Source organism: Arcobacter sp. LA11 (genome assembly GCF_001895145.1).
Taxonomy (GTDB): domain Bacteria; phylum Campylobacterota; class Campylobacteria; order Campylobacterales; family Arcobacteraceae; genus Halarcobacter.
Genome location: NZ_BDIR01000037.1, coordinates 1 through 697, shown reverse-complemented (window position 1 = coordinate 697; position 697 = coordinate 1). Strand labels below are relative to the sequence as shown.

The 697-nt window shown below is 34.6% G+C and carries 1 protein-coding gene; it reads right to left on the bottom strand.

Annotated features, from left to right (window positions below; genetic code table 11):
* Positions 1 to 697, bottom strand: a 697-nt coding sequence (locus tag BT997_RS15640) for a hypothetical protein (RefSeq protein ID WP_258239508.1), incomplete at both ends; no start/stop codon positions are given.

Genomic DNA, 697 nt, shown 5'->3' with positions numbered 1-697 from the left:
CTGCTCCATCTGATGGATTATTACCATATCCAGAATTCCCATTTAGTCCTGCTACTGTATCATCATCACTGATGATTCTCATTGTATTTGTTTCATATGGTACTACTGTTGGTGTATCATCATCAATAATTAACTGAAGTTTTCCATCAGCTTTATCCCCATCTCCATCTGTTACTGTAAATCCAAGTAAGAATTTCGCATCATTCTCTGTATTTTGACCATCATTTACATGTAATAAATTATTAATTTGAGTATATGTATATTGACCAGTTGTAGTATCTTCCATAGTTATTTCAACAATCTGAACTTTTTCAGTTCCTTGTTGTTGGAACATTGATAATGAACCAGTATTTGGGTCAATTTCAAATGTAATACCTGGTGTTAAATCTCCACTTTCATTTGAACTATTAACTGCATTCCATGCTACTGTTCCACCATCTGCTCCAGCACTAAATGCTCCAACTAGATTTCCAGTCTTATGCCATTCTCCACTATCGCCATTTCCTCCTTGGTTACCTGTAACATCTCTTGCAGTATCATCATCACTAATGATTCTATAATTATTTGTCATTACTGAGTCATATGTAGGAAGTACGGTTGGAGTATCATCATCAATTAATAAAGTAAGATTACCATCAGCTTTATCCCCATCTCCATCTGTTACTGTAAATCCTATTACAAATGATGCTTCATTCTC